This window comes from Bacteroides sp. 1_1_30 (assembly GCF_020982715.1).
Taxonomy (GTDB): domain Bacteria; phylum Bacteroidota; class Bacteroidia; order Bacteroidales; family Bacteroidaceae; genus Bacteroides; species Bacteroides xylanisolvens.
Genome location: NZ_JAJKHN010000059.1, coordinates 1 through 21,262 on the forward strand (window position 1 = coordinate 1; position 21,262 = coordinate 21,262).

General features: G+C 42.2%; 25 protein-coding genes and 1 pseudogene. 18 read left to right on the forward strand and 8 right to left on the reverse strand.

Translation table 11 applies throughout. From position 1 onward, the window contains the following. Positions 1-60 precede the first annotated feature (60 nt). From LPH68_RS17030 to LPH68_RS17085, 12 genes and pseudogenes are all read left to right on the forward strand, one after another. Positions 61-504, forward strand: a complete 444-nt coding sequence (locus tag LPH68_RS17030; RefSeq protein WP_255344453.1) for a conjugal transfer protein TraG — start codon at positions 61-63, stop codon at positions 502-504. Positions 505-524: 20 nt separating this feature from the next. Next, the gene (locus tag LPH68_RS17035) at positions 525-1,157 is read left to right on the forward strand and encodes a DUF4141 domain-containing protein (protein WP_005680097.1); all 633 of its coding nucleotides are present in this window, start codon (positions 525-527) and stop codon (positions 1,155-1,157) included. Positions 1,158-1,181: 24 nt separating this feature from the next. Further along, positions 1,182-2,201, forward strand: coding sequence for a conjugative transposon protein TraJ (traJ, locus tag LPH68_RS17040; RefSeq protein WP_008644756.1), 1,020 nt, complete (start codon positions 1,182-1,184; stop codon positions 2,199-2,201). 21 nt (positions 2,202-2,222) lie between these two features. After that, positions 2,223-2,846: pseudogene (gene traK, locus LPH68_RS17045) on the forward strand (conjugative transposon protein TraK). Positions 2,847-2,858: 12 nt separating this feature from the next. After that, entirely contained in the window at positions 2,859-3,119 is a 261-nt protein-coding gene (locus LPH68_RS17050) for a hypothetical protein (RefSeq protein ID WP_005680094.1), read from the forward strand. Beyond that, on the forward strand, positions 3,119-3,307 hold the full coding sequence (locus tag LPH68_RS17055; RefSeq protein WP_005680093.1) for a hypothetical protein: 189 nt from the start codon (positions 3,119-3,121) through the stop codon (positions 3,305-3,307). Before LPH68_RS17050 ends, LPH68_RS17055 begins: the two co-directional genes overlap by 1 nt. Continuing rightward, a complete protein-coding gene (gene traM, locus LPH68_RS17060; protein WP_083823420.1) occupies positions 3,308-4,423 on the forward strand; it encodes a conjugative transposon protein TraM in 1,116 nt (371 codons plus the stop codon). 33 nt (positions 4,424-4,456) lie between these two features. Beyond that, the gene (traN, locus tag LPH68_RS17065) at positions 4,457-5,356 is read left to right on the forward strand and encodes a conjugative transposon protein TraN (protein ID WP_005680091.1); all 900 of its coding nucleotides are present in this window, start codon (positions 4,457-4,459) and stop codon (positions 5,354-5,356) included. Positions 5,357-5,358: 2 nt separating this feature from the next. Beyond that, positions 5,359-5,943 (forward strand): conjugal transfer protein TraO, encoded by a 585-nt coding sequence (locus LPH68_RS17070; protein WP_008644754.1) that lies wholly within the window; start codon positions 5,359-5,361, stop codon positions 5,941-5,943. 10 nt (positions 5,944-5,953) lie between these two features. After that, positions 5,954-6,442 carry a hypothetical protein gene (locus tag LPH68_RS17075; protein ID WP_151923739.1) on the forward strand — a complete coding sequence of 163 codons (489 nt, stop codon included), beginning with the start codon at positions 5,954-5,956 and terminating at the stop codon, positions 6,440-6,442. 51 nt (positions 6,443-6,493) lie between these two features. Next, positions 6,494-6,958, forward strand: coding sequence for a TraQ conjugal transfer family protein (locus tag LPH68_RS17080; protein WP_005680087.1), 465 nt, complete (start codon positions 6,494-6,496; stop codon positions 6,956-6,958). A gap of 11 nt (positions 6,959-6,969) precedes the next feature. Next, the gene (locus LPH68_RS17085) at positions 6,970-7,455 is read left to right on the forward strand and encodes a hypothetical protein (protein ID WP_005680086.1); all 486 of its coding nucleotides are present in this window, start codon (positions 6,970-6,972) and stop codon (positions 7,453-7,455) included. A gap of 78 nt (positions 7,456-7,533) precedes the next feature. On the opposite strand, the gene LPH68_RS17090 is transcribed toward LPH68_RS17085, so the two are convergent. From LPH68_RS17090 to LPH68_RS17110, 5 genes are all read right to left on the reverse strand, one after another. After that, complete coding sequence (locus tag LPH68_RS17090) at positions 7,534-8,307, reverse strand: phage antirepressor KilAC domain-containing protein (RefSeq protein WP_004308051.1); 774 nt, start codon at positions 8,305-8,307, stop codon at positions 7,534-7,536. A gap of 97 nt (positions 8,308-8,404) precedes the next feature. Continuing rightward, positions 8,405-8,845, reverse strand: a complete 441-nt coding sequence (locus tag LPH68_RS17095) for a hypothetical protein (RefSeq protein ID WP_225739787.1) — start codon at positions 8,843-8,845, stop codon at positions 8,405-8,407. A 57-nt stretch (positions 8,846-8,902) separates the two neighbouring features. Beyond that, a complete protein-coding gene (locus LPH68_RS17100; RefSeq protein WP_225739788.1) occupies positions 8,903-9,475 on the reverse strand; it encodes a DNA cytosine methyltransferase in 573 nt (190 codons plus the stop codon). A gap of 99 nt (positions 9,476-9,574) precedes the next feature. Then, positions 9,575-9,922: a hypothetical protein gene (locus LPH68_RS17105; RefSeq protein WP_005680084.1), complete on the reverse strand. Its 348-nt coding sequence runs from the start codon at positions 9,920-9,922 to the stop codon at positions 9,575-9,577. A gap of 12 nt (positions 9,923-9,934) precedes the next feature. Continuing rightward, positions 9,935-10,255, reverse strand: coding sequence for a helix-turn-helix domain-containing protein (locus LPH68_RS17110; protein ID WP_005680083.1), 321 nt, complete (start codon positions 10,253-10,255; stop codon positions 9,935-9,937). 511 nt (positions 10,256-10,766) lie between these two features. On the opposite strand from LPH68_RS17110, the gene LPH68_RS17115 reads away from it, so the two are divergent. The 6 genes from LPH68_RS17115 to LPH68_RS17140 all read left to right on the forward strand — a co-directional run bounded on the left by LPH68_RS17115 (position 10,767) and on the right by LPH68_RS17140 (position 18,746). After that, positions 10,767-11,594 carry a Hachiman antiphage defense system protein HamA gene (locus LPH68_RS17115; protein WP_008644752.1) on the forward strand — a complete coding sequence of 276 codons (828 nt, stop codon included), beginning with the start codon at positions 10,767-10,769 and terminating at the stop codon, positions 11,592-11,594. Further along, complete coding sequence (locus LPH68_RS17120; protein ID WP_005680081.1) at positions 11,591-14,941, forward strand: DEAD/DEAH box helicase; 3,351 nt, start codon at positions 11,591-11,593, stop codon at positions 14,939-14,941. Before LPH68_RS17115 ends, LPH68_RS17120 begins: the two co-directional genes overlap by 4 nt. Positions 14,942-15,653: 712 nt before the next feature. After that, positions 15,654-15,968 carry a hypothetical protein gene (locus tag LPH68_RS17125; RefSeq protein WP_004304743.1) on the forward strand — a complete coding sequence of 105 codons (315 nt, stop codon included), beginning with the start codon at positions 15,654-15,656 and terminating at the stop codon, positions 15,966-15,968. A gap of 11 nt (positions 15,969-15,979) precedes the next feature. Then, the gene (locus LPH68_RS17130) at positions 15,980-16,270 is read left to right on the forward strand and encodes a cell division protein ZapA (protein ID WP_004304741.1); all 291 of its coding nucleotides are present in this window, start codon (positions 15,980-15,982) and stop codon (positions 16,268-16,270) included. A gap of 123 nt (positions 16,271-16,393) precedes the next feature. Continuing rightward, positions 16,394-17,929: a ribonuclease Y gene (gene rny, locus LPH68_RS17135; protein WP_004313412.1), complete on the forward strand. Its 1,536-nt coding sequence runs from the start codon at positions 16,394-16,396 to the stop codon at positions 17,927-17,929. Between the two features lie 64 nt (positions 17,930-17,993). Further along, positions 17,994-18,746, forward strand: coding sequence for a copper homeostasis protein CutC (locus LPH68_RS17140; protein ID WP_151923740.1), 753 nt, complete (start codon positions 17,994-17,996; stop codon positions 18,744-18,746). 146 nt (positions 18,747-18,892) lie between these two features. On the opposite strand, the gene LPH68_RS17145 is transcribed toward LPH68_RS17140, so the two are convergent. The 3 genes from LPH68_RS17145 to LPH68_RS17155 form a co-directional block, all read right to left on the reverse strand. Then, a complete protein-coding gene (locus LPH68_RS17145) occupies positions 18,893-20,107 on the reverse strand; it encodes a sodium ion-translocating decarboxylase subunit beta (protein ID WP_149939538.1) in 1,215 nt (404 codons plus the stop codon). A 14-nt stretch (positions 20,108-20,121) separates the two neighbouring features. Then, the gene (locus LPH68_RS17150; RefSeq protein WP_008021027.1) at positions 20,122-20,553 is read right to left on the reverse strand and encodes a hypothetical protein; all 432 of its coding nucleotides are present in this window, start codon (positions 20,551-20,553) and stop codon (positions 20,122-20,124) included. A gap of 263 nt (positions 20,554-20,816) precedes the next feature. Then, positions 20,817-21,254 (reverse strand): hypothetical protein, encoded by a 438-nt coding sequence (locus LPH68_RS17155; RefSeq protein WP_008645296.1) that lies wholly within the window; start codon positions 21,252-21,254, stop codon positions 20,817-20,819. Between the last annotated feature and the right edge of the window lie 8 nt (positions 21,255-21,262).

The following is a 21,262-nucleotide window of genomic DNA, read 5'->3' on the forward strand; positions in this document are numbered from 1 at the left end:
TAAGTCCGGTTCGGGGGCGAGCATTTGGAAACCTACCATAGAAATATGATAAGGCGCTGGGTGCTTAGCCTACACAAAACGGTTAGAAAGTACTTCGGTGAGGCTGTGGTTGTCACTCAAGAGTTGGATGATATCGTGTCAAGTCCCATTATCAAGGACACCATCATCAACAATGCCGATTGCAAGATTCTATTGGATCAGCGAAAGTATATCAACAAGTTTGACTCCGTACAGTCCCTGCTCGGACTGACCGACAAAGAAAAAGGACAAATCCTGTCTATCAATCAGGCTAACGATCCGGCAAGGAAGTATAAGGAAGTTTGGATTGGTCTGGGTGGTGTCCAGTCTGCTGTCTATGCAACAGAGACCTCTGTCGAGGAGTATCTCACCTATACCACAGAAGAAACCGAAAAGTTGGAAGTCACACAAATGACCGAGAAGCTGGGCGGTAATATGGAGCAGGCGATCCGCGTGTTGGCTAAAGAGAAGAAAAAGAAAAAATAAACGATTAAAATCAAGAAGCAATGAAAAAGAGAATTTTAAGCATGTTGTTTGTCCTGTCGCCCTTTATGGTACCGGCAAGCGTGCAGGCACAATGGGTGGTCAGCGATCCGGGCAACCTCGTCCAGGGTATCGTGAACAGTGTCAATGAAATGGTGGAAACATCTGAAACGGCTCAAAATGCACTTTCCACATGGAAAGAGACCTCAAAGATTTTCGAACAGGGGCGTGAGTATTATGATAAACTGCGTAAGGTGAATGACTTGATCAGCGGCAGTGAGAAAGTAAAAGAGTCCGTCCTGATGCTCAGTGACATTTCTGAAATTTATGTAAACAATTTCGGCAAGATGCTGACCGACAAGAATTTCAGCCAGCGGGAACTGAATGCGATAGCTGCCGGTTATAACACCATCATGAAGAAGAGCAGCCGCAGCATTGCAGAGCTGAAGAATATCATCAACCCCACCGGCATGTCCATGAACGACAAGGAACGCATCGACCTGGTGAACCGGGTATACAGGGAAATGACACATTACAAGGAATTGGCCAACTACTACACCCGCAAGAACCTGCATGTATCCTACCTGCGTGCCAAGGAGAAGAACGAGCAGCAACAGGTATTCGACCTGTACGGCAAGGATGAGCGTTATTGGTAGTCTACAATTTTAAAAGAATCAATTATGGTATTATTATCCATTTCATTTGAAAATATGCACCAGATTCTTCGGAATCTCTATGATACGATGACCAAACTCTGCCACCCGATGATGGACATGGCGATGGCACTCGCTGCATTAGGGGCTTTGTTCTATATCGCTTACCGTGTCTGGCAGTCTCTCTCCCGTGCGGAGCCCATCGATGTCTTTTCGATGTTACGGCCTTTTGTCCTGGGCATGTGTATCCTTTTCTTTGACGTGATGGTGCTGGGAACTCTCAACGGTATCTTTAGCCCCATCGTTCAGGGAACCGGAATGCTGCTCCGTGACCAGACCTTCGACTTGCAGAAGTACCAGCAGGAGAAGGACAAGCTCCGTGCGGACATGATGGCTAAGACGATGATGACCGGACGTGTCTTTGCTTACAATGAGGAGCTGGATGCGGAACTGGATAACATGGGCTGGAGTGAGGAGGAACATACGGCCTTGCAGACCATGTATGAGGTTTCGTATGCCTTCTCCCTGCAAGGTATTGTCCAGATGGTCATGCGCAAATTGCTGGAGATTCTCTTCCAGTCTGCCTCGCTGGTCATCGACACGATCCGTACCTTCTTTTTGATAGTCTTGAGCATTTTGGGGCCGATAGCCTTTGCCCTGAGTGTTTTTGACGGGCTGCAGAACACGCTCATCCAATGGCTGGCACGCTATATCAGTGTCTATCTCTGGCTGCCGGTATCAGACCTATTCGGGGCGATGCTTGCCAAGATACAGACGCTCATCCTGCAGGAAGAGATGAACCTGATGGCCGATCCGATGAGTATCATCGACGTAGACGGTTCCTCGGCCATCTATCTGATATTCATGGTCATCGGCATTATCGGATATTTTTGTGTGCCGACTGTTTCGAACTGGATTGTCCAGGCGGGAGGTATGAGTTCCTATAACCGGAATGTCAACAATACGGCATCCAAGGTGACCAATGTAGCCGGTGCTGCGGCGGGTGCTTCAACGGGAAACGTCGGTGCCGTATTATTGAAAAAGTAGAAATTGAAAAAACATAAAATTATGGAATTTAAAAGTTTAAAAAACATCGAATCCTCGTTCAGGCAGATCCGTCTGTTCACGTTGGTCTTTCTGGGCATTTGCGCCTCGCTGACTACGTATGCCATTTGAAGGTCCTATCTCTTTGCCAACCAGCAACGGGAGAAGGTATATGTATTGGATCAGGGCAAGTCACTCATAGTGGCGTTATCCCAGGATGCGGCATTGAACCGTCCGGTGGAGGCCCGCGAGCATGTGCGCCGCATGCATGAACTGTTCTTTACGCTGGCTCCCGATAAGGCCGCTATCGAATCCAATATCAACCGGGCCATGTATCTGGCGGACAAGAGTCTTTATAGTTATTACCGGGATTGGAACGAGAAAGGCTATTATAACCGTCTGATCAGCGGCAATATCAACCAGACTGTCCTGGTGGACAGCATGCAGTGTGATTTCGATAACTATCCGTACCGGATCACCACCTTTGCCCGGCAGATGATTATCCGAAACAGCAATATCACCGAGCGTTCCCTGGTCACCCGTTGCTTCCTGCAGAGTACGGTCAGGTCGGATAATAATCCGCAAGGCTTCATGGCGGAACGCTTTGAGATTTTGGAAAACAGGGATATAAGGACCGTTGAACGCTAATATAATAAGGTAATGAAAAGCAGGAAGATAAAGACAGAGATCAGCGAAAAGCTAAAGAACGTTTGCGAGGAGCTGTCCGAAAAAGAGCGTAAGGGAGTGCTTGTGGGCATGCTGGCTATCAGTACCGTTCTATGTGCTATCACCGTAACACGCGCTTTCGGGCGTTTTCTCTCCCACGGCACACAAAAGGAGTTGCCGTTTGTCCATCCGGCGGACTCCATCCACCGGGCGGATAAAGACAGTATAATGTATCACCCTAAAACCCACGAGTAATGGAAGATAAAGATTTGGAAAAGCCCGAAGCGGCAGAAGAAACGGCGGTACAGCCGGAAAACGTCAGAGCCTTGAAGGAAGAACCGGAAAAAGAGAAGAAGGTGCTCACACCGGAAGAGATGGAAAAAAGAAGGAAGTTCATTGTGATTCCGGCCTTTGTGCTGGTCTTCCTGGGAGTCATGTACTGAATATTTGCCCCCACCGGCAAGGAAAACGGGACGGAAGCTCCCGGAAATTCAGGATTCAATGTGAACGTGCCGGAGCCTACCACGGCCAAACTGGTTGATAAGAAGACCGCCGCCTATGAGAAGCAGCAGGCGGAAGTGGAGGAAGAAAGCCGGATGAAGTCGCTGGAGCAGCTTGTCGGGACATTGATGAATAATGGAAAATCATCCGATACCGGTGAAAAAGAAAAGGACGGAGACCGGTTGCAACAGTCTGTTAATACCTACGAGCAAATCTCCGGGCAGTTGGATGATTTCTATGAAACTCCCAAAGAGACGGCAAGCGGCGATCTGGAAAGAAAAGTGGACGAACTGAATAAAAAACTGGAAGAGGCGGAAAAGGAAAAGAGCAAGGCGGCTACCCGTGAAGAACTGATGGAGCGTTCCTACAGGATGGCGGCAAAGTATCTGAACCCTGACAAGGATACGGTTCGGGAGAAAGCTGTCGGAGAAGAACCCACGGAAGTTGTTCCGGTTCAGCGGGCGGAGTATCAGACGACTTCCGGCCTTTCACGACCTGTTACGGATTCCGCTTTTATCGCTTCGCTCACTGTCGAGAGGAATTACGGTTTTAATACTGCTGTCGGGAGCAGCTACCAAATGGGGACGAATACCATCGCCGCCTGCATTTCGGAGAACCAGACCATTGAGCAGGGAGGCAGGGTAAGACTCCGGTTGCTGCAACCTCTGCAGGCAGGAAGTATTACCGTTCCGGAGAACAGTCTGGTAACGGGTGCGGCGGTCATACAGGGAGAGCGTCTGGATATCCTGATCAGCAGCATCGAGTATGCCGGAAATATCATCCCCGTGCAGTTGGCGACTTACGATATAGACGGGCAAAAAGGGATTTTCGTTCCCGGATCGGAAACCCGCAATGCGGCAAAGGATGCGGCTGGGACGGTCAGCGAGAGCATGGGAAACAGCGTATCATTCGCACGTTCTGCCGGACAGCAGGTGGTCATGGACCTGACGCGCGGAGTCATGCAGGGCGGCACGCGGTTGATTGCCGGGCGGGTCCGTGCGGTCAAGGTGACGCTGAAAGCCGGATATAAGGTGCTGCTGGTCACAAAGAAACAATAACGGATTATTCACTTTAATAAAAAAGATAAGACAATGAAAATAGTAATAGCATTATTGATGGCTGTACTGGCCTCGGTATCCGGTTTCGCACAGGAAGAAAGACCGGCAAATCCCGTCAGGATTCTGACGGCGGGCCAGCATATCACTCCTTATAAGATAGAGGTCACTTTCGGAAAGACGGTGCATATCCTCTTTCCCACTGAAGTTCGTTACGTGGACCTGGGAAGTAACAATATCATCGCAGGTAAAGCTGACGGGGTCGAGAATGTGGTGCGTGTCAAGGCGGCGGTGAAGGAGTTTCCGGGCGAGACGAACTTCTCCGTGATTACGGGAGACGGTTCTTTCTTTTCTTTCAATGTGGTTTATAAGGAGGAGCCTTCCACGCTGAATATCAATATGGACCAGTGGATGAACCCGGACGAGGGAGAAAAGAAGGGAGGCAGTTCCATCCGTGTCACGGAACTGGGCGAGGAAGATCCGACGGTCATTGCCAGCGTGATGTACACCATCCACCGGCTGGACCGCAGGGACGTGAAGCATATCGGGTGCAGGCAGTTCGGGATGCAGGCTCTTTTGAAGGGCATTTATGTGCATAAGGACCTGATATTCTTCCATGTTTCCCTGACGAACAATTCCAATGTGCCTTTCGATGTGGATTTCGTGCGGTTTAAGATAGTGGATAAGAAGATAGCCAAAAGGACGGCCCGGCAGGAAACTTATATTGAACCGGTACGCACGCTCAATGCCCTGACACGCATCGTGGGAAAGAGCACGGGACGTATCGTGTATGCCTTCCCGAAGATTGTCATTCCTGACGACAAGTTGCTGGAAGTGGAAATTTACGAGAAAGGGGGAGGCCGTCACCAGCGGTTCTATATGGAGAACAGTGATCTGGTGGATGCGCGTATTGTGAATGAATTAATCGGTGAGTAATCATGAAAAGAGTTTTATTTATTATGTTATGCATTTGTCTGCCCTTTGCGGCAGGCGAATGCTTTGCCCAGCGTTACCTGCCGGGACAGAAAGGTATCCAGCTCATGTTAGGCGGTGTGGACGACTTCGGTTCGAATGTGAAGCATCTGCGTGGTAACTTTCAGCTCGGAGTGGCTCTGAGCCGGTATAACCGGAACCATTCCCGCTGGCTGTTCGGGGCGGATTATGTGAAGAAGCACTATTCCTACAAGGACATTGCGATTCCCAAAGCGCAGTTTACCGGAGAGGTAGGCTATTTCGTGCCGTTCTTCTCGGACCGTGGCAGGAACGTGTTCTTCTCTGCCGGTCTTTCCGCTCTGGCGGGTTATGAGACGACCAACTGGAACTGCAAGCTGCTCTATGACGGGGCGACTTTAAAGAATGACGGATGCTTCATTTATGGTTTTGCCCCGGCTTTCGAGATGGAGGCGTTCCTTTCCGACAGGCTGGTTTTTCTTTTCAATGTCCGCCAGAGGATATTCTTCGGATCATCCGTGGGGAATTTCCACACGGCGGTAGTTGTCGGTGTCAAGTACATTTTTAATTAGCGGCAATAGTATGGAACAAGGCAATTGGAACGTGGATGAGATGCTTCATTGGCTGGATATGAAAATAAACCGGGAAGACCGGGACATACGTGAACAAAGCAAGAAGATGAATGGGAATTTCCTGCACTTTTTCGAATGGAATGCGGAGAGCCTGTATAAGTCTCATTTTATGTCCGGGTGTTATAAGATACTCCGGCAGGCGGTGGACGGGGCAAAGGACATGGATACGGTTCGGAATATTGTTGAGGACAACATTGCTTACTGTGAGAGCAAACTGTTGAACGGTCAGGTGGATTGTAACAGTTCCAGCCGGACAACGAATGTTGCCTATTTCCTGAAGTTGGAGTGTATGCAGCAGTTGGTTAGGGATTACCGGGAATTCGCGAATATCCTTGCGCAAACGCCTCCCGAAGAGAATTTGCAACAGACGGCTAATAAAACAGAAAAGAAGAGAGAAGAGCCGCCTGAAAGAAAGATAAAAACGGGCATCAGGCGTTAGCCGACAACGGACTCAATCAAGTAAATTATTCATTTAGTAATACGTAAAATCATGAAGATGAAATTAATAATAAGTGGTATCATGCTCACATTGCTTTGCCTGCTGGGTGGCTGTGATGATAAATTGGAAGTACAGCAGGCTTATGATTTCTCGCTAACGTCCTGGTATCTCCAGAAGACCATTTCCCCGGATGAAACCGTGGAGATTCGTCTGACACTCAATCGTAGCGGAAACTATGAGGAAGCCGGCTATCAAATCGGTTATATACAGATGGAGGGCAGCGGCGAGGTGTACGACAAGAAGAAGGTCTATCTGGTGAACCGGGAGATGCAACCGTTGGATTCGATAGCGGAGTTGGATGACAGCGATCCCTGCCGCCAGGTATTCACGCTCTTCTATCATAACCGAAGCAGCAAGAATGCGGAGATTAAATTCGTGATAGCGGATAATTTCCATCAGGAAAGAGAACTGGATATATCCTTTCAGAGCAAAACTGAAACGGACATGGAACTATAAATCGGACAACAATGGATAAAAGTGATTTAAGGATCGAACAATTGCAGCAATATCTTGACAAGAAGAAAGGGGTTGTGGAAAGCGATATAAAAGAGTATAACCAGCAACTGGGAAAAAACTATCTTCATTTCTTTGACTGGCATGCCGATGACTTATATAAGGCCTGTTATATGGATAAGAATTATAAGGCCATTCAGGAGGCGATTGATGCCGCTGAAACGCCGAAGGATATTGAAGGGATTTTGAAGCGTTATACCCTGTATATAGAAGATGATCTCCTGAACGGTCCGCTTGTCAAGAAAAGTACCAGCCCGATGTCGAATATGGCCCATTCCCTGGAGATAGAATGCAAACAGAAATTGCTGAAGGACCTCCGGTATTTAAACAGGCTTCTTCAGAGTGAGACTGTAAGTGAAAGGATAAGGCCGCAAGAAGCACCCCGACAAGAGATTGTGCCTGTGAAAGAAAAGAAGAAAACGGGACCACGGTTGAGATAGTATCAATTGAAAGCAATAAAAAAGCTACTGAATTTTTGTTTCAGTAGCTTTTTTATTTATCCCAGTCTTATATTCCGGCTATACCAGATAAGCCTCAAAAAGATAATGTATGAATAACCGGCCCTTTTCCGTCCAGACCGTCAACATGGCCGTGCCTGTTTCTCCTGTGCGGCTTTCCCATACATGGGTCCGGGTTGCCGTATAGCCTTGATTCTGGTAAGGAGCTTTGAGTAGCCACTGACCGGATTGACGGAACTGGATGCCTGCCCATCGGAGCCGCTTGTTCAACATTCCGGCAGTCATTCCCAATTCTTTCGCTATCTGTGTGGTCGTGTAGGTGCTTTGGGATTGCAGGACTTTGTCGTAATACTGAACTTTTGGGGCCTGTAGCTTGAGTTTCAGGATAGCATAGTTGTTCTCCTTCTCCAATGCTGAAATACGGCTGTCTCGCTCTTTTATACGGTTCTGTGCGAGCAATATGGCACGCGCAAGCAGTTCATTATCCGTTTCGCCATTCTTCTTAAGAAGATAGCCACCGTTCTTTAGTGTTTCGGGAACCAGTTCATCAAATATCCAGCTTTCGAATTTCTCAGCGGAAGGCAGCTTGCTACCGGCAATCAGCCGGTATACGTTTCCTTCGCTGATGTACTTGATTTTCTGGACGGCACTGCGTGTAGGGGTGTCGTAAACCACGACACCCATTGGTTTACAATGTCTTACGACGGCATCTCTCGGATTGGAGTAGCCAAGTGCGGCGGCAACATCCGAGGCGCAGAACCATATTTTCCCGTCAATTTCCAGTGTCCGGATGCGTCCGAACTCGGGATGTTCAAATATCGATACTTTATTCATGACTGTTTAATTTATAGGTTTCTTCTATTGCTTTAAATATCTCGTAGACTACCTGGGGGACGATAGCGTTCCCGTATCCTTTAATGGATGCCTGTCTTCACCGAGAAAAGGAGATACCGTCCAGTCGGGGGGGAAGCCCATCATCTCGGCTACAAACAGGGGATTCAGCTGGAAACTCTTTCCAGTCCGGGCGAAGAAATCGGGCAGGCTGTTCTTTTCCGGTATCCGGCCTCTCTTCTCCAGACTTTCCGGGCTTGCCGCGCCCTTCCAGTCCCTCGCTGTCGGAGTGGGCAGAAGCTCCGCCATCCTCCCAAGCCCTACACTCCAGACATGGCCTTTCTGATTGATCTTTCTCACCTTTCCTTTCGGTGTCACTATGATCTTGTCGTTTTTCCCCATTACCGCACCCACACCGGCATCGCTGGCTACCGGGGTGGGCAGCAGCATCCCGTAAAAGTCCAGAAAGTCGCTCAATCCGTTGGGTTTCTTCTCCCCTTTGAGCTGGCTGTGCAGGGATGGAGCATGGGCCTGTTTCCATTTGTGAACCCTTTCCGGATGGTGTATCTCCGTAGCCAATGGAGTGGGAAGGAGTATTTCATGGATCATCTCCGGCAATCCCTGCTGGCGGCTGTTCGGTCCCCTGCGCTTGTAATCCTGGGCTGTCACGGTGGGCAATAAACCATACCCGGTCCCGGCGGTGGGGAGCTCCGACGGCACAAGCCGGTATAAGTACCGGCTGGACGGAATATCCTTCACGTTCAAGATCACGGCAAATGGTTTCAACAACATATTGCTGCCGTCTTTTAAATACAGGCTCACTCTCTCCGAATAGAGTGGACTGACTTCCCACTTCAGTCTCCTGGCCGGGCTGTACCATCGTGAGGATGCCAGCAACGTTCTCACCAATGACCCAATCGGGCCTGATCTCATGTATGGCCCTGAGCATATGAGGCCAGAGGTAACGGTTATCATCCGCTCCTTTTCTTTGGCCTGCGACAGAGAATGGTTGACAAGGAAAACCTCCTGTAAGGACATTGATTTTTCCTCTCCATTCTCTGAAATCTGTCGTTGCGACATCTGTATAACTTTTTGCATCTTTAAACCAGTAATTTAAAATGGTATTACAAAAATCGTCTATCTCACAATGGAAGGCATTCTGCCATCCCATTCATTCGGCAGCCAGGTCTGGGGCGCCGAATCCACTAAACAGAGAAGCGTGTACCAGACGCTTCCGCTGTTTCTTGTCTTGCTCTTCTTCTTTCATTGTTTATTCATTATTTAGAGGTTCGAGATTCATTACTTTTTTGTCGATCTTACGATAGACACTCCCCATCTCCAGCATATTCTCCAATCGGAGCAGGTCCGTGATTTCATAGACGGTCATCCCTTTCTGTGTCGTGAAGCGGATATATCCTTTCTGTCGCTGTATCTCCACTTCCTCGGGAGTCATGTGCAGGACTTCACAGATTTCCTGCAAGGTCAGGGTCAGGCTTACTTCCTTAACTGTGTAGATGTAGGTCAGGATGTTCAGCATCTGAAGACATTTGCGGTGTGATTTGACAAGTGATGCGAATTTGTTTCGTTCTATGACGATTACTTTAGCTTGATTTTCCATGTGAATTTTTATTTATGAGTTAATAGAATCGGATATGAAATCTTCGTTTAGACATTCTTCTCTCAGGAATTTATATACGTCAGAAGCCCAGAAGTAAATCTTGCCGCTGAGTTTGAAAAATGGGAGTTTGCCGGAATTACGCCAGCGGATCAGTGTCCGGTCGCATACTTTCAGCATCAGGCGCATATCCCGGCTGTCCAGCATTTGCTTGCCGTTGAAACTGGTTACTGCTTCCAGAGCCGTTTCCAGCTTGGCAATCAGTTTTCGTTGTTCCTCAAAGTTTTCCTTTATCATTGCTTTGAGTATCTCAATATCATTTCTGTTCTCTTCCATAAAATATTCCTTTGTTCCAATGGGTTATTTTTCTTTCTTCGGTTGCAAAGTTTTCAAAATTGGGCATGAAAAAATAGGGCTGACGGTAACCGCCAGCCCCATATTTTCTTTGTAACTTACTTAGTATCAATGTCGATTTACAGAATGCTTTTTTTCTTCCTTTAAGGTAGAAAGAAAAATAGCAGTAGTTACCATTCTTTTCAAAAAGATATTTATAGGTAAACAATATAATGAAGGGCACCCCAAAAATCAGATTTTATTCTTCTCAGAACTATCAGTAGAGGGGTAATTTTCTATAAAAAGTTTTTTAGTACCCTCCAATTAATACCAAGCCTTCTAATAAATTCAGATTAACTTGTAACCGTCAAAAACATTAATTACATTTGTGTTAGAGTAATACTTGAAATTGTACAGAGCAACAGAATATGTAGCTGGATTGCGCTACTACAATACTGTTTCTGCCAGTTTTAAAGCAGTAAAATGATTTTTCCTTTGTTTTAAACTAAAAATTATGACGAAACAAGAACTGTTAATTGGGAAGCATCCAGATAATTCACATCCTTATGGGAAATGGCTTGCTGCAAATGATTTGCCAGATTCCTATATGAAATGCCACAGGGAACTTACTGAAATTACAGCTGTAGATGATGAGTTAATAGAATGGATGGCAAAAAAAATAATTAATCACCATTATACTCAGTTTAGAATATCTAGGTTAAAAGAAAAATATAAAAGTTTAGGCTTTGCTAAATATGCAGAGCAGCATAGAAAATTACCTATTACGGATAAGGTGAAAAAAGGTAATGCTACGGAAATATTACTTACTGATTATATTCAAGCATCACAAAAAAAAGAATTTATCAAGGTATATAAATTGAAATATAATCCAAATGTTGATCAAGCCATTAAAGGAGATGACACTTTGATGGTTGATTTATTTGAAGAAAATGGTAATGAGAAAATCAAAATTTATTTGGGAGAATCGAAATTTCGCACTACTCCTCAAAAGAATGTAGTTGAAGATATTACCAAATCTTTAAACAAAGATACTTTGCCTTTATCGTACACTTTCTTAGTAGAAGAAATAGCAAAATCAGATGAATTACTTGCTCGAAAGCTGGATGATTATATAGTGCAAGATATAAAAGATAGAGGCGACCTTATTTATGTTGGTTTGTTACTAAGTAATACCAAGACTTCAGAAACAGTTGAAAAACATTTGAATAGTGATAATTCAAATTTGGTTTTCATTTCTATTGGAATTGGTCAGCCAGAAGAGTTTATTAAATCCATATTTGAAAAAGCAGAAGAACTAATATCTAACCCTGATTTATTATGAATATAGAGCATGTTGAAAAAAGCTACCAAGAATTAGAATCAGATTCTACTTTGCAAAACTTAATAGCTCAAGCTAACGCTAGATATATCCTATATAATACGGAAGAATCTAAAGAAAATTTTCCTCGATATACAATTAAAGATGAGCAGCTAAATATCTTAGCTTTCAAATATCTAAATATTGGATGTAATTATTTTAGTGAACATAATTATCTAAAAGCATCTCATTCTCTAGAAAAAGGAGCTTTAATACTTGAGTATATACACGGTTCTATTCATATTCAGACAAAAAATAAGAAACTATTTTGTCTAATCTCCGCTCTTTCTTATTACGTTTGTTTTCAATACTCTAAGGCATTTATACTTATAGGCAAACTTGAGAGTGATACAATGATTTCAAGTTTAGTATCTCTATTTCTTAATAGAAAATTTGATCAGTTATTAAGTGAAATCGATAAACTTATTACAAACTCCAGTTATGGGGATGAATATCTGGCTGAACATTTTGAAGAAGATAATGCTACAAAAATTTATGAGATAATTATAGCAAAATCATTAAATTATTATGTGCAATTTTATCAGACAGGAAACAAAGATTTTTTAGAAATTGCAAAAAAGGATCTTGTAAATCTTCAAGAAGTAGCCGCAATGAGAGGTGAACCTGATGTTTGGTGGGTTATTCGATTATTACTTCTCATTATAGATGGATTTAAAGAATCCTCATTATGGTATGTATTAGGAAATTATTTTAATACGGAAGATAAACTTCCGTTAAAGTATATACAATCATTAGTTTATAAAAATGGCAGTATAACAGAATTGTTTCTTACTCAAAGAAACTCTTTACCAAAGGTTTTGAATAATAAGCAGGGGAGTATTGTTAGCATTCCTACAAGTAGTGGAAAAACAAGAATTGGTGAAATTGCGATTTTAAACTGTCTATTAAATGAACCTAAAGCGAAAATTCTTTTTATAGCCCCTTATAGATCACTAGCTTACGAAATAGAAAATTCGTTTGATGAGATTTTTAGCAATCTTGATGTTTCAGTCTCACATCTATATGGTGGAAGTTTATTTAGTAAGCTTGATGAAAGAATTATAGACGAATCATCCGTAATTGTAGCAACACCAGAAAAGGCCAAAGCACTCTTTAGAAGCAATGAGGATATTTTATCATGTATCAAACTTGTAATTATAGATGAAGGACATTTATTGGGAACTGATAAAAGACTCATAGTTAATGAAATGTTTTATGAGGAATTAAAGTATCATGTAAAAGCTAATGGTGGAAGATTCTTGTTATTATCTGCCGTTTTACCCAATGCAGAAGATCTATCTGAATGGCTAACGGATTCTACTGATAATGTTTACAAAGAGAATTGGCGACCTTCTGATGAAAGAATCGGAATAATGGAATGGAATGGAGTTTCTGTGAATTTAAATTGGAAAAGCACTGATGCAGAAAGAAATTCATTTAATCCTAATTTTATTATGCGACAAAAGTTGCCTAAGAAGCCTAAAGAAAGGATAATGCATTACTTTCCTGAAAATAAGAACCAAGCCATAGCTTCTACTGCATATAAACTAAGGAAGTTTGGTCCTGTTTTAATATTCGTTGGAATCAAGAAATCTGTTTTTGCCATTGCAAGAGAGTATGAAAAATGTATTCAGCCTGAAGAACAGAAGTTTAGATTTAGAAACAAGGCCAATTGGAGAGCCTTTAAACTGGCTTGCATAGAATCTTATGGTGAAGATACGGAATGGGTTAAGTTTGCTAAACAAGGAATTTTCTGTCATAATGCAGATTTGATCTCAGATGTGCGAATTCCCTTAGAAAGATTAATGAGAAGTGAGAAGCCAAGAGTTATTATAGCGACTTCAACATTAGGACAAGGAGTTAATCTTGGAGTTTCTACTGTAATTTTCTCAACTTTGTATCAATCAGGTAATCCTATTACGAAAAGAGATTTTTGGAATATTGCTGGTAGAGCGGGGCGTGCTTTTGTAGATCATGAAGGCAAAATTTTAGTTGCTCATGATATAACCAAAAAAGACGAGAATAAAATAAATTGGGAAAGAAAAATGATTTCTGCATATCTTAATAAGAGTAATATAGATAGAGCAGAGAGTGGTTGTTTGGAACTAATAAGGACACTTAAAACAGTGGCTCAACTTAACGGAATAGCATTTGATAACTTAATTAATTTACTTGCTGAAAATCGTATTAATGAAATTGATGAGTCTTTAGATGAAGTTAATGATCTTCTTGATTTGATTGATGACGGATTATTATCATTGCATAATTCGAATAATTTTGAAGGAAACACATTGGAATGGATTGATAGTTATTTTACTAAATCCTTAGCCTATATACAAGCTCAATATTATGAAGATATTACTGGCGATGAAGTTCTCGATTTTATAAAGGCTAGAATTAAAGGTATAACAAAAAAGGTAGGGATAGAAAAAAGTATTTGGGAAAGTATTGTATCTTCTGGTATTCCAATCAATTCAGATTTGCAAATAGATGAGAAGCTTAGCGAGATTATTAGTATTGTTCAAAGCTATATAGTAAGTGATAAAACATTAGAAGAACGCATTTCACTTCTTGAAAATATAGAAGACGTCATTAGAGATGTGAATATATATAAAGAAAAATTTGAAGATAGTGTTGATATAAAAGAGATACGAAAAAAGTGGTTAAGTGGAATATCCATGTCAGATATCGTTCAACATGAAAATGCAGTTAATATAGTAACTCAACATTATTCTTTCAATATGCCTTGGGTTCTCAATGGTATTTCAAAGAAAATGAAGAAACAGAATTTAATTGAAGAAGCGGATACTATCGAAGAATTGGCTATTCTTGTAGAATTAGGATTACCTAACATAAAATCAGTTAAAATCTATCAAGCAGGAATTCGCTCAAGGATTTCTGCCTATGAAATTGCCAACTTATATGATGATGATCTTTGGGAAAAAAGCATTAGAACATATAAACAAGATTTAATAGACCATGCTGATTACTATAAAAACCAAGTATCAGAAAATGCAGCATTATGGATCGATTTATTAGTAAGATTTTCGAAGAGAAAATTTATAAAAATTAAAAAAGTTCCTAACTTCAGATATGGAAAAGTACATAAAAGAACAAAAAGGTTAATGGCAAGAATAATTAATGATAAGCAATATTTAGTTAGTCCGAATTTTAGTGTTATAAATGAAATAGGTGAATCAGATATTGACTTTTCTAAAGTCAGTAATATTAATGGAATTTACTTTGATTATGACGAAGATGATAAACTTTGGAAAATAACTTGCATGAATCCTTATGTGGTATTTACGTAATTACTATATACTTTTGGGAAGAGATGAGAATAAGTATTTAGACATTATTAGTTGTTAATTTATCGCTATAAGGCTTATTCTTGAAGCATTAAACAACCAATTACAAACTAAAATAAGTTTTGATTAACTTGTAACTATTAACAACATTGACTATCTTTGTCGTAGAGAGATATTTGAAATTATGCAGAGCAATGCAATGTGTAGCTGGACTTCCACTACTATATCGTTACTTGCATCTTTATAAAAACACTTTTAATCGCTGATTTATAAAAGATTAAAACGAACTACACTCTTTTAAGTAGCGAAACGAAGTGTTTCTCGGTGTGAAACAGATTGTTTCAAGCCTTGAAACTATTTTTGAAACTACTCGCTACAGGTGAAGAGATGGTGAAATTGTTACTCTTCACCCGCAAACTCCTTATTCATCGAAGAGACAGAGAAAAGGTGAAAGAAGAAATAGAAAGATTGAAAATAAATACCCAGTAGAAAAATTTAATCGATTTTGTAATGATTCAGAATCGTACAAAAATGAATGACAATTCATTTTCAATTACTAATTCGCATTAATTTAAAATATACCATAATATTATAAGCAGGCTGTATTTGCTTCCTATGCAATACTCTACTTTCCCCTCCGTTCATAGCTAATTTAGGCTAAAAAGAACATTTTCTCCCGAAAAGTTTTTGTAATATCAGAGTTAATCGTATTTTTGTGTACAATTTTGGTGTAGTGATGACAGAAGAAGAAAAAAAGTTATTGAATTCCTTTGAAACGCAACTACGGCATTTGATTTATTTGCACGATGAACTTAAGCGTGAAAATGCCGAGTTGAAGAAGCTTCTCGAAAATGAAAAGCTGAAAAACGAGAAGGTACAAGCTCAATACGATGAATTGGAAGTCAGCTATACAAACCTAAAAACAGCTACGGCAATCAGCCTTAACGGCAGCGACGTAAAAGAGACGAAGCTGCGATTGTCAAAATTAGTGCGTGAAGTCGATAAATGCATCGCTTTGTTGAATGAATAAGAAGAAGATGTATGAACGATAAAATAAAGATAAACCTGCAGATAGCAGACTCAAACTACCCGTTAACCATCAACCGCGAGGAAGAACAAATGGTACGGGAAGCCGCCAAGCAGGTAAATATCAGGCTTAATAAGTATCGGGAAGTCTATAAAAATCTGGAACCCGAAAAAATTATTGCCATGGTAGCCTATCAGTTCTCGTTAGAGAGACTGCAATTGATGCAACGTAATGATACCAGCCCCTATGTGGAGAAGGTAAAAGAACTGACAGAATTGCTGGAGGATTATTTTAAGGAAGAATAAATCCCGACTGGCTATTCGCTGATAAGAGATAAAACAACCACGCACTGCACAATATCCAAGCAAAAATAATTGCTTTGATATTTGGCGGTGCGTTTTTATTTATATACTTAAATTAAATGTAGAATGATAGCAATAATAGCAACAGCAATTGCTTGCTTCATCGTAGGAGGAGTCCTTTCATATATACTATTCCGGTATGTACTGAAATCCAAATACGATAATGTCCTGAAAGAAGCGGAGACGGAAGCGGAAGTAATTAAGAAAAACAAGCTGCTGGAAGTGAAGGAGAAATTCCTGAATAAAAAAGCAGACCTTGAAAAGGAGGTAGCATTGCGGAATCAGAAGATTCAGCAAGCGGAAAACAAGTTGAAGCAACGTGAAATGGTACTTAGCCAGCGTCAGGAAGAAATCCAACGTAAAAAGATGGAAGCCGAAGCGGTAAAAGAGAATCTGGAAGCGCAACTTGTGATTGTTGACAAGAAAAAAGAAGAACTCGATAAACTGCAACAGCAGGAAATCGATAAACTGGAAGCAATCTCCGGATTGTCTGCCGAAGAGGCCAAAGAACGCCTGGTAGAATCACTGAAAGAAGAAGCTAAAACGCAGGCACAATCATTCATCAACGACATTATGGATGATGCTAAATTAACTGCCAGCAAAGAAGCCAAACGTATCGTTATCCAGTCTATCCAACGGGTGGCTACGGAAACTGCCATTGAAAACTCTGTTACAGTATTCCATATCGAATCGGATGAAATCAAGGGACGTATTATCGGACGTGAAGGACGTAATATCCGTGCTCTGGAAGCTGCTACCGGTGTTGAAATCGTTGTAGACGATACTCCGGAAGCAATCGTTCTTTCTGCCTTCGACCCGGTTCGCCGTGAAATTGCCCGTTTGGCCCTGCATCAGCTTGTGACTGACGGACGTATCCATCCGGCCCGTATCGAAGAGGTGGTAGCTAAAGTACGCAAACAGGTGGAAGAAGAAATTATCGAAACGGGTAAACGTACGACCATCGACTTGGGTATCCACGGTCTGCATCCTGAATTGATCCGTATCATCGGTAAGATGAAATATCGTTCTTCATACGGTCAGAACTTGTTGCAGCATGCACGCGAAACAGCCAATCTTTGTGCTGTGATGGCATCAGAACTGGGACTGAACCCGAAGAAAGCAAAACGTGCAGGTTTGCTGCATGATATTGGTAAAGTGCCTGATGAAGAACCAGAATTGCCACACGCATTGCTGGGTATGAAACTTGCCGAGAAATACAAAGAAAAACCGGATATCTGCAACGCTATCGGTGCTCACCATGACGAAACAGAAATGACCAGTCTGCTGGCTCCTATCGTACAAGTATGTGATGCCATCTCCGGTGCACGTCCGGGGGCACGCCGCGAAATCGTAGAGGCTTATATCAAGCGTCTGAACGATCTCGAACAGCTAGCAATGGCTTATCCGGGTGTAACAAAGACGTATGCTATCCAGGCAGGACGCGAACTCCGCGTTATCGTTGGTGCAGATAAGATTGACGACAAGCAGACAGAAAGCCTGTCAGGTGAAATCGCCAAGAAGATCCAGGATGAAATGACTTACCCGGGACAAGTGAAGATTACCGTCATCCGTGAAACACGTGCGGTAAGTTTCGCTAAATAACGTAACGATTCAAAAGAAGATTCATATAAGGGCGAAGAAATTCGCCCTTTTTTAATACACGACTATGGGAAAGTATCAATTTGAGATTTGTACCAATTCAGTGGAAAGTTGCCTGGCCGCACAGAAAGGTGGTGCAGACCGTGTGGAACTGTGTGCCGGAATACCGGAAGGTGGAACAACGCCCTCCTATGGTGAGATCGCCATCGCAAGGGAAGTACTGACTCATACCCGCCTGCACGTTATTATCCGGCCTCGTGGAGGAGATTTTCTGTATTCGGATATCGAAATCCGGACAATGCTGAAAGATATTGAAATTGCACGGAAATTAGGGGCAGACGGAGTGGTATTCGGTTGCCTGACAGCAGAGGGTGAAGTAGACTTGCCAGCAATGCAGAAACTAATGGAAGCTGCTCAAGGGCTATCTGTGACTTTTCACCGGGCATTTGATGTATGCCGTAACCCGCAGAGAGCATTGGAACAGATCATCAAACTGGGATGTAACCGTATTCTGACTTCCGGCCAGCAATCTACGGCTGAACTGGGAATCCCCCTTTTAGAAGAGTTACAGAAACAGGCTGCCGGAAGAATCACATTACTCGCCGGATGCGGAGTAAATGAAAATAATATCGCACGCATTGCCGCAGAAACCGGAATCAACGAGTTTCATTTCTCGGCACGTGAAAGTATTCAGAGCGAAATGATATTCAAAAATGAAGCCGTCTCCATGGGAGGCACGGTACACATCAACGAATACGAACGAAACGTAACTTCCATACGAAGAGTAAAAGAAACGATTGATGCCGCTTTACATGGATAAATATGGCAGCAAGGGATGAGATATCGTCTCATAATAGTACTAATACAAGACAGAAATGGTGAACATACAGCCTTCAAGCCTTTTGTTCACCATTTCTTTTTTTACATCATTACCAACAGTATCTCAAGAAACTGTTATACTTTTATTTATAAATATGGAATTATCGTAATATAAATACCAGTAATAATAGCCGAAGTAATTACTCCCGAGATATTAGCTCCCAAAGCATCTCCCAGAACAAATGAGTCCGGATTATCTTTGCTTACAATCTTTTGTGCAACCTTCGCGGTAGTGGGTACACAGCTAACAGCTGCAATACCGATTACCGGATTGTAATTACCCCGTTTAATAATATACATGATATATCCTCCGATTATTCCTCCGATACCGGAAAGTAATAATGCTACAATACCTAATACTAGTAGTTTCAAGATCTTCGGATCGAGTAACAGATGTGCATCACAAAGTACACCGAGCAGTACGCCCAACATAAAAGTGGAACCATAAAGCAACGGACCACTCACAAAATCATAGATATGTTTCATACCCGACTCACGAACAGCAACACCCAGGAACAAAGAGAAAAACAAAGGAGAAGCTACCGGGAACAAGAAACAGAGAATAGTACAAAGAACAGCAGAGAAAGCCAGTTTCACTTTAGCATCGTAATTCTTCGGAGCTTTCTTTGTCACCATCTTAATAGCGCGGAAGCGTTTGGGAACCAAAAGTTTTACCAAGTAAGGATAGCCTCCATACGTTAAGCCCAAATAAAGATAAGCAACCACCGTAATAGGAACAAAGAGATGCTTTGCCAATGCCAACGAAGTAAACAACACCATTGGTCCGTCGGCTCCACCCACCATAGCCACAGATGCACTTTCTTTCAGAGTCAGACCAAGAGCAGAAGCAATAGGTACTGTCAGAAAAGTGCCCAGCTCTGCGCACAAAGCCAGGAATATACTTGCAAATGGTTTCTGAAGCAGGAAGCCGACATCTAGAAGCGTCCCGATACCCATAAAGACAAAACAAGCTATCAGCCCGTTACTAAACGTCAGGGTATAAACAGGTTGCAGGAAATCTATCTGCATAGTATTCATTAATTGATCTGTATCTGAAAGCATCGGATCGAGAAAGAGATTACCCAGTGTACCGTCAGGCATAATGAGGGTTCCGCAGTTGATAGCTACCATTCCCAGTCCCATCGGAATCATTACCATCGGTTCGAGTATACCTTTCCAGCCTAAATAGATCAGTAACAAACCGAGAAGTACTAAAAAAACTCTTGCAGAAGCAAGCACCCATCCGCTTGCCATCATTGTACCAATACCTTGAAACAAGGTAGCAAAATCTATATTTTCCATAAATTAGTTTTCTTTTATTGTTTGTTGTTAGTAAGTTTCTTTGAGTTCTTCTTATTGACATGTGCCTGCTCTTCTTCCCGAAGAAAGAATTCGCGGGTATCCTGTGAATAATAATAATTCATCAGATTATTTTCAGAAGCTCCCGGACTCACGCCATGATAATAGCCGGAATAGCCAGTAAAGTTTCTGTCGATCCCCTTACTGTAATCTTCACGGAAATCTCCCAAAGCATCTTCATCTGCAATGGGAATCTGTCGGACTAATCTCTCCACCTTTTGCCGATGCTGACGCCAGCGTCGCAAACGGAGTAGCTCCAAACGGTGGGAACTATAAAAATCAAATGAATCGGCCGCATAGGCAATCAACTTAATGACCGCAGCGACAAAAAAACCGATGAGGAACGTAAGCCCCATCATCGCAAGAGTAGATAGTAATAAATGAATCATAGTAATATAAAAAATTAGGTTGTATAATCTTATTCAAATATCCTTGCTTTTATACGACGTAACTCCCGTTTCACAACGGGAACACAATATTTTAATCCTTAAAGACAGGCACATCAATATCCGTCCTTTGTTCCAAGTCATAGGAAATACATTCTTTGTTTTCCATGTTAACATGAATAAAACTAAGATAATAAATAAAGGAAATGATGGTAGATGGAGGATCTGAATAGGCACCTCACCTTACCCAAAGATAAGAATATAGTCTAAATGAGAATATGCGCCAATGTATAGACGTAATACTTACACGAATATTTAGTGTAATTGACATCAAGGCCGGTATGCCCCAAACGATTCTCCGGAAGCATAACATTCAGAGAGCTCAATATCTGTATAATGACAGTATTGGTATTGAACTTCAGGTTCTTGAAAGGAACAATGCTTCTCGGAAAAGAGATATTATCAAAAATGCAGTCACTAACATTACAAGTGGATGTCTCGTCAACAAACTGCGAATGAGAATCTTTACCTGGCTTGTCGAAGCCGGCAGAAGAAACGCAACAGCATGACACTGCTTCATATCGCATGTCATTAGACGAGGTTTCAGTTTTTTTCTGAAATCCCTGCAATTCTTTATTGGAAACATTACTAAATCCCAATACCAGAAATGCACATGCTAATATGCAAAAAATGTACTTAGTCATAATTTGCT

Excerpts from the sequence above, each read along its gene's own strand:
- LPH68_RS17035 (WP_005680097.1), top strand. The coding sequence starts at position 525 with ATGAAAAAGAGAATTTTAAGCATGTTGTTTGTCCTGTCGCCCTTTATG.
- traJ (WP_008644756.1), top strand. The coding sequence starts at position 1,182 with ATGGTATTATTATCCATTTCATTTGAAAATATGCACCAGATTCTTCGG.
- LPH68_RS17050 (WP_005680094.1), top strand. The coding sequence starts at position 2,859 with ATGAAAAGCAGGAAGATAAAGACAGAGATCAGCGAAAAGCTAAAGAAC.
- LPH68_RS17055 (WP_005680093.1), top strand. The coding sequence starts at position 3,119 with ATGGAAGATAAAGATTTGGAAAAGCCCGAAGCGGCAGAAGAAACGGCG.
- traN (WP_005680091.1), top strand. The coding sequence starts at position 4,457 with ATGAAAATAGTAATAGCATTATTGATGGCTGTACTGGCCTCGGTATCC.
- LPH68_RS17070 (WP_008644754.1), top strand. The coding sequence starts at position 5,359 with ATGAAAAGAGTTTTATTTATTATGTTATGCATTTGTCTGCCCTTTGCG.
- LPH68_RS17075 (WP_151923739.1), top strand. The coding sequence starts at position 5,954 with ATGGAACAAGGCAATTGGAACGTGGATGAGATGCTTCATTGGCTGGAT.
- LPH68_RS17080 (WP_005680087.1), top strand. The coding sequence starts at position 6,494 with ATGAAGATGAAATTAATAATAAGTGGTATCATGCTCACATTGCTTTGC.
- LPH68_RS17085 (WP_005680086.1), top strand. The coding sequence starts at position 6,970 with ATGGATAAAAGTGATTTAAGGATCGAACAATTGCAGCAATATCTTGAC.
- LPH68_RS17090 (WP_004308051.1), bottom strand. The coding sequence starts at position 8,307 with ATGAATAAAGTATCGATATTTGAACATCCCGAGTTCGGACGCATCCGG.
- LPH68_RS17095 (WP_225739787.1), bottom strand. The coding sequence starts at position 8,845 with ATGGAAACAGGCCCATGCTCCATCCCTGCACAGCCAGCTCAAAGGGGA.
- LPH68_RS17100 (WP_225739788.1), bottom strand. The coding sequence starts at position 9,475 with ATGGGATGGCAGAATGCCTTCCATTGTGAGATAGACGATTTTTGTAAT.
- LPH68_RS17105 (WP_005680084.1), bottom strand. The coding sequence starts at position 9,922 with ATGGAAAATCAAGCTAAAGTAATCGTCATAGAACGAAACAAATTCGCA.
- LPH68_RS17110 (WP_005680083.1), bottom strand. The coding sequence starts at position 10,255 with ATGGAAGAGAACAGAAATGATATTGAGATACTCAAAGCAATGATAAAG.
- LPH68_RS17115 (WP_008644752.1), top strand. The coding sequence starts at position 10,767 with ATGACGAAACAAGAACTGTTAATTGGGAAGCATCCAGATAATTCACAT.
- LPH68_RS17120 (WP_005680081.1), top strand. The coding sequence starts at position 11,591 with ATGAATATAGAGCATGTTGAAAAAAGCTACCAAGAATTAGAATCAGAT.
- LPH68_RS17130 (WP_004304741.1), top strand. The coding sequence starts at position 15,980 with ATGAACGATAAAATAAAGATAAACCTGCAGATAGCAGACTCAAACTAC.
- rny (WP_004313412.1), top strand. The coding sequence starts at position 16,394 with ATGATAGCAATAATAGCAACAGCAATTGCTTGCTTCATCGTAGGAGGA.
- LPH68_RS17140 (WP_151923740.1), top strand. The coding sequence starts at position 17,994 with ATGGGAAAGTATCAATTTGAGATTTGTACCAATTCAGTGGAAAGTTGC.
- LPH68_RS17145 (WP_149939538.1), bottom strand. The coding sequence starts at position 20,107 with ATGGAAAATATAGATTTTGCTACCTTGTTTCAAGGTATTGGTACAATG.
- LPH68_RS17150 (WP_008021027.1), bottom strand. The coding sequence starts at position 20,553 with ATGATTCATTTATTACTATCTACTCTTGCGATGATGGGGCTTACGTTC.
- LPH68_RS17155 (WP_008645296.1), bottom strand. The coding sequence starts at position 21,254 with ATGACTAAGTACATTTTTTGCATATTAGCATGTGCATTTCTGGTATTG.